The sequence below is a fragment of the Haloferax profundi genome (assembly GCF_001469865.1).
Taxonomy (GTDB): Archaea; Halobacteriota; Halobacteria; order Halobacteriales; family Haloferacaceae; genus Haloferax; species Haloferax profundi.
Map to the genome: position 1 here is coordinate 1 of NZ_LOPV01000643.1, position 5,092 is coordinate 5,092.

The following is a 5,092-nucleotide window of genomic DNA, read 5'->3' on the forward strand; positions in this document are numbered from 1 at the left end:
ACGACTTGGAGTGGCCCATTCTGTGGGAGATGCGAGGGGCTGTACTCGCCGGAGACGGTTTCTGCACGCTCCTGACCGCCTGGTCTCGACATCGGTGTCGGTGTAGTCGGTGTTCGTTGAAGTTCGTACTCCGCAACGATCTCGTCGACGACGGTTTTCGGCAGTTCACTCGGGTTGCTGTTGTACGCAACGAAGATCCCGACATCATCGTCCGGGGCGAGCAGCAGGTAGCTGGTGAAGTTGACCGTCCCACCCGAGTGACCGATAAGGTTGGCGTCGGGATTCCCGTACTCGTGGAACCCGTACCGCCAATTCGTGACTACCGGGTGACGGACGTGGTGGAGACTGTGCATCGCCTCGGCGGTCTCCGCGTCGAGAATCCGAGTTTCATCGACTGCGCCGTCACCGAGGTGTGCACACATGAACGCGGCCATGTCCGTTGCCGTCGCGCTCAGCGAGCCCGCGGGACGCATATTGATGTACACGTCGTCTGCTGTCAGGAACGACTCACCGTCGCGGATATGCGGCGTGGCGAGGTCGCCGGGCTGGTCGGCCGGGACCGGCTGGGCGAACGCGCTGTGAGTCATCCCGAGCGGATCGAAGATCTCCGCCTGAACGTAGTCCTCGAACATCGTGTCGTGCGCTTCGGCGACGACGTGGCCAGCGAGTGCCGCGCCGTAGTTGGAGTACCCGACGAGTTTCCCGGGCGGGCGGATGCGCGAAGGCTGCTGGTTAGCGAGCACTGTCTCCAGCGAGTCGAGAGAGTTTGGGTCGGTGACGATATCGGGATCGAGCGCGGATTCGAATCCGGCAGTGTGAGTGCCGAGATGTCGGAGCGTCACGGGGTCGTCGTACGTATCCGGTACCGTGACTCGGGAGTCACCGAGATACGAGCTGACGTCGGTGTCGAGATCGAGTACGCCCTGTTCGATGCCCTGCATGACGGCGGTGTAGGTCACGAGCTTACCGACCGAACCGACTCTGAACACCGTCTCGTCGGCTCGGACCGGAAGATCAGCATCAACGTCGGCAGCGCCATATCCTTTGATGAGGATTGGTGCATCTGCAGAGACGATAGCGACAGTAGCTCCAGGAGTCGTCGTCCCGATCCGTTCGGCCATCACATTATCGACGAAGGCTTCAAGTTCGTCTGTGTCCGTGAACGAACCCTCACCCCGCTGTGAGTCGGTGCTCCGAGAGCCTGGCGCGGCGCTCGTCCGACTGGTTGCGGTTCCGATGGTGACGAGCCCAAGGCTGCCGAGACCGGCGAGGAACGACCGTCTCGTGGCTCTCTCCGGGTTATCATCCGTCGTGGAGAGTCGTGGTCGTGTCATTAGTCGGATCGGATGTGGGTGAGGTGGTTTCGTACATTGTGACGTGGTGGTTGGTGAGTCGATCTGCGAGCGACTGGTAGGTGGTGTGCGCGTTCATAGACGACTACCTCGGGGTGGCGTCGATGGTGGTGACGAGACCGAAGAACGCGGTCGATGCGTTCTCGATCCGGAGCCCGGCTTGCTCGATGGTTTCCAGCGGTTCGTGATTCAACCGGCAGCCGTTTTTGTCGTAGTGGGACTCGGCGCGCCAGTCCTGGAGCCAGGCAAGTGGGGCGGCGTCACTGCGTCTGTGTTCGAGCAGCAGAATCTCGCCGTCCGAGGTGCAGACTCGTTCCATCTCGTGGAGCGCGGCAATCGGGTCGGGGAATGTGCACGTGGAGAACGACGAAATAACGACGTCGAAGCTGTCGTCGGGGAAGTCGAGGTCCTGGGCGTCCATCTGATGGACAGCCCCGTCCAGTTCGAGCCTGTCGAGCTCACTGCGGGCGTGGGCGAGCATCTCGGCGCAAATGTCGATACCGACGACTTCGCTCGACGATGGAAGGTAGCGGAAATTCCGCCCGGTGCCACAAGCGACGTCCAGCACTCTGCCGTTCGCGTGTTCAAACTGGCGGCGACGATATCGACCGGCAAAGAGCCGGTCGAGCCGTCGCCACCGTGCGAGTTTGTCGGCGACATCTGCATACGCGTTGGAAATCTCGTCGGCCGATTTCGAACGCCTTCGTGCTGGTTGCTGTTGGTCGATATTCTCGTTGTGTGTTCGCTGCTGCTGGCCTGTTGCGTCGTGGGAATTGCTCGATTGCACGTGTTGGACCTCCGTTGACCGCGGTTATGCGTCGGGACATCGACATCAATAAAATTATTGGATATTTGACAATATGTCGGGTCTGTTTCAAAACCTGAGTTGAGTAGAAGGCAGCGATAATACCTTCTTAACGGCGATAAACAGAGAACTCCCCATCCAGCACCATCGTCTGCTCAACGGCGGTTTAGTAATTATTCTATCAGGAGTGGCGAAACTCACCGCTCTCGCCTCGCACGCGCTCCGTCCGCACCACCGTCGCAGTCGAATCAAGATACAGTCGAACTGCGTCTTCTCCGTGACGCAACACAACCTCATACTCGTCGGGATCAGACGACTTCTGTTCCGATGTCCAACGACCCTCGTAAAGATGCTCGTGAAACTCCCAGAGACCCCGCGCTGTTACATCGACTCCGCGGTCCCAGTGGAAGGCGATTGACGCTGGGTGGTAGACGACGCTGTAGGTCAACGGGCTGTTGTACTCACGGAGGCACTCCTTGCAGGAACTTGTGACCACAAACGGATCAGCATCAGGTAACGGACTTTCGGGTACTGCGATCACGTCGACAGATAGATGCGCCCCGCACTCCGGGCACATCCCCCGCTGGATCTGTCTGGCATCCTCCGCACTCCGTACTTTGACGCTTTGTAAGAGCGACTCGTCGTCCCGGGTCCTGACCTGTGCGGGTGAAATCGGCTGCCCAGTAACCTGCTGCTCACAGGCCGTACAGTCGATACGGAAAAACTGGTGAGAGAGCTTCGCCTCCAACGCTTCCTCACCGCAAAAGACACACACTCCATCGACCGGCTCAGGCCCAAAAGACGACGGTTGCTCGTAATTCCCGGACAGGATGAATCGGACGATGCGCTCTCCAGCGTGTGATAGTGAATATCCACCGTTGCTTTTCTGGAGATAGATCCCTGTGAGCTCTCCGAGATGGTACGAAAGCTTCGATGTGTTCTCAACGTCGACGTGCTCGTATATCTCAGAGAACGCGAGTTCGGCAGCTCCAGACCCGACTTCTTCGAGTTCGTGCTGTGCAACGGCGATGGCACGGAGGATACTAACTCGGGTGTCGTCAGCGAGGAGGCGAAAGATATCTGTGGCTGAACGAGTATTCTCCATTGGCTTTCGTATAACACGAATCGGGCGACAATATTGAAACCCCGCTCACCTCCCACACATAGAAACCAGTCTACGGCAAGTCCGCGGCGACGACTCCGTACTTTCGAGCACAACCTCGGAGGATAGTAGTGTTGCGTGCCTTCTCAACGACAACCCGAGCTTGAATCAAACCTCCGGAAACGATGGTGTCTCAGATTCAGATAGCAACGGTTATTCGAATTGTGCTGGTTCGAAGAACACTGGAACAGCCACTTTGAGACATGAGAGACATGAACTTCAATTGAGACCGCTCACGACAGTAGGATCCACAGCGCGTTGAGAATCATAATCGCTGGCATCGCGATCGCTGCTACTCGCAGTCCAACTGCTAACTTGCGCTGATTCTTTGGTAGTAGCTCTGCGATGGCAGCAGTTCCACTTGAAGCGCCAAGGATGACTATATCGTAGGACCCAGTTCCATATACAAGCTCAAAATACAGATACAGAGCAAAGAATGCGGCTGTCCCGATGATAAAAGTTCGTGCAGTGTCCCAACCCTTTGGCTCAGAGAAGAAGCGATTAACGTGTATCTCCATGACAGAATCGACAACCCGTTGAATGTAAACTGTTGGTGCGGGTGTTCGCACGAACAGATTATTCCAATGACTAGGTGTTTGCTCTTGAGTCCGGAGAGGCAGTAGCGGCTCAGTTGAAATACTCAGTGGTGATCATTTGTTGATGACGTACTGAACACAGCGCATAAGGGAACCAGAACGCTCTGTGTTCTGGTGACGCCCTGAAGGACGAGGCTTTTTGATCGAATTTCCGTAAAATCGAGTCAGACCCGCGAAAGTGCTGCCCAGAGGAGCACGCCGACCGGGAGCAACAGAAACGGTCCAAATACGACAGTGAGCGCACCCGCCATCGCGTCGCTAACACGGGAGGTGAAGAACAGTCCCACCGGGACAGCAGCGAAACACAGCATCAGAACGCTGGCAGCAGCGATCACTGCCGGGTCCCGTTCGGGTCGCTCTGTCTCTTTGACCGGCAGTTCAAGTGTTTCCACGACTTGGTCAATGTTGGTGACTGGTCCTACCTGCACGTCGCCCCGATCCATCGATTCGACGTCCGATATGGTGAGCGTCCCTGTCCCGAGTAACCGGTCAGCGATCGCGTTCTTAACCGAGAAATCGGTGAACGGGTCGACCGCGACGATCCACTGCGGGGCTTCGAGCAGTGTGTCGTACGCGACAAGGGTGTCACCGCGCCGTTGATACTCAATCGTACCATATCGGAAAAAGTAACTGAGGACCCGAGCGGCGACAATGATACTGATTGCTACCAGTCCGACAGCAATCCACGTCGGTTTGCGGGAAATAACTGCGAGTCCCGAGAGAGTAATGACACCGAGACCAAGGCGGTTCGCGAAGCCGTAGGCTATCGACCAGATGCTCCCAAGCAACACCGACGTCGCGCTGACGGAGACACGTGCCTGCACCTCTGAATCGGGGAGTTCGAGTTCTGGTGGTGGTTCGCTGATATCCTCGTCGCTGACGAGGCGGTCACCGAGTCCGAGAATTGGCGTCCCGATATGTTCGACGTAGAAGCGGTACACCGACGCGGTCGTCTTCATGAGGACGACACCGACGAGAATTAACAGACCGCCTGCCCGTCCGCCACCAGCGGCAAACACCCCAAGTGACAGCAACACCACCGTGAGCTGGGCCGGCGTTCGCATGATCTCCTGTGCGGACACCTCGGCGTATTCTTCGGTTCCGATGTACTCGAAGACGAAGTCGACCACCTGTGCGACCACAAGCGCGCCGAGTCCGAGGACGAGGTCGAGCGAGA

General features: G+C 57.5%; 5 protein-coding genes. All 5 read right to left on the bottom strand.

What is annotated here, in order from left to right:
- Nucleotides 1-1,334, bottom strand: a 1,334-nt coding sequence (locus AUR66_RS18295; protein WP_058573572.1) for a serine hydrolase domain-containing protein, incomplete at its 3' end; no start/stop codon positions are given.
- Between the two features lie 103 nt (nucleotides 1,335-1,437).
- Nucleotides 1,438-2,139: a class I SAM-dependent methyltransferase gene (locus tag AUR66_RS18300; protein WP_231727967.1), complete on the bottom strand. Its 702-nt coding sequence runs from the start codon at nucleotides 2,137-2,139 to the stop codon at nucleotides 1,438-1,440.
- A gap of 199 nt (nucleotides 2,140-2,338) precedes the next feature.
- Entirely contained in the window at nucleotides 2,339-3,262 is a 924-nt protein-coding gene (locus AUR66_RS18305; RefSeq protein WP_058573573.1) for an ArsR/SmtB family transcription factor, read from the bottom strand.
- 290 nt (nucleotides 3,263-3,552) lie between these two features.
- Nucleotides 3,553-3,837, bottom strand: a complete 285-nt coding sequence (locus AUR66_RS18310) for a hypothetical protein (protein WP_058573574.1) — start codon at nucleotides 3,835-3,837, stop codon at nucleotides 3,553-3,555.
- A gap of 242 nt (nucleotides 3,838-4,079) precedes the next feature.
- A partial coding sequence (locus AUR66_RS22955) for a DUF6498-containing protein (protein WP_231727968.1) occupies nucleotides 4,080-5,092 on the bottom strand: 1,013 nt, incomplete at its 5' end.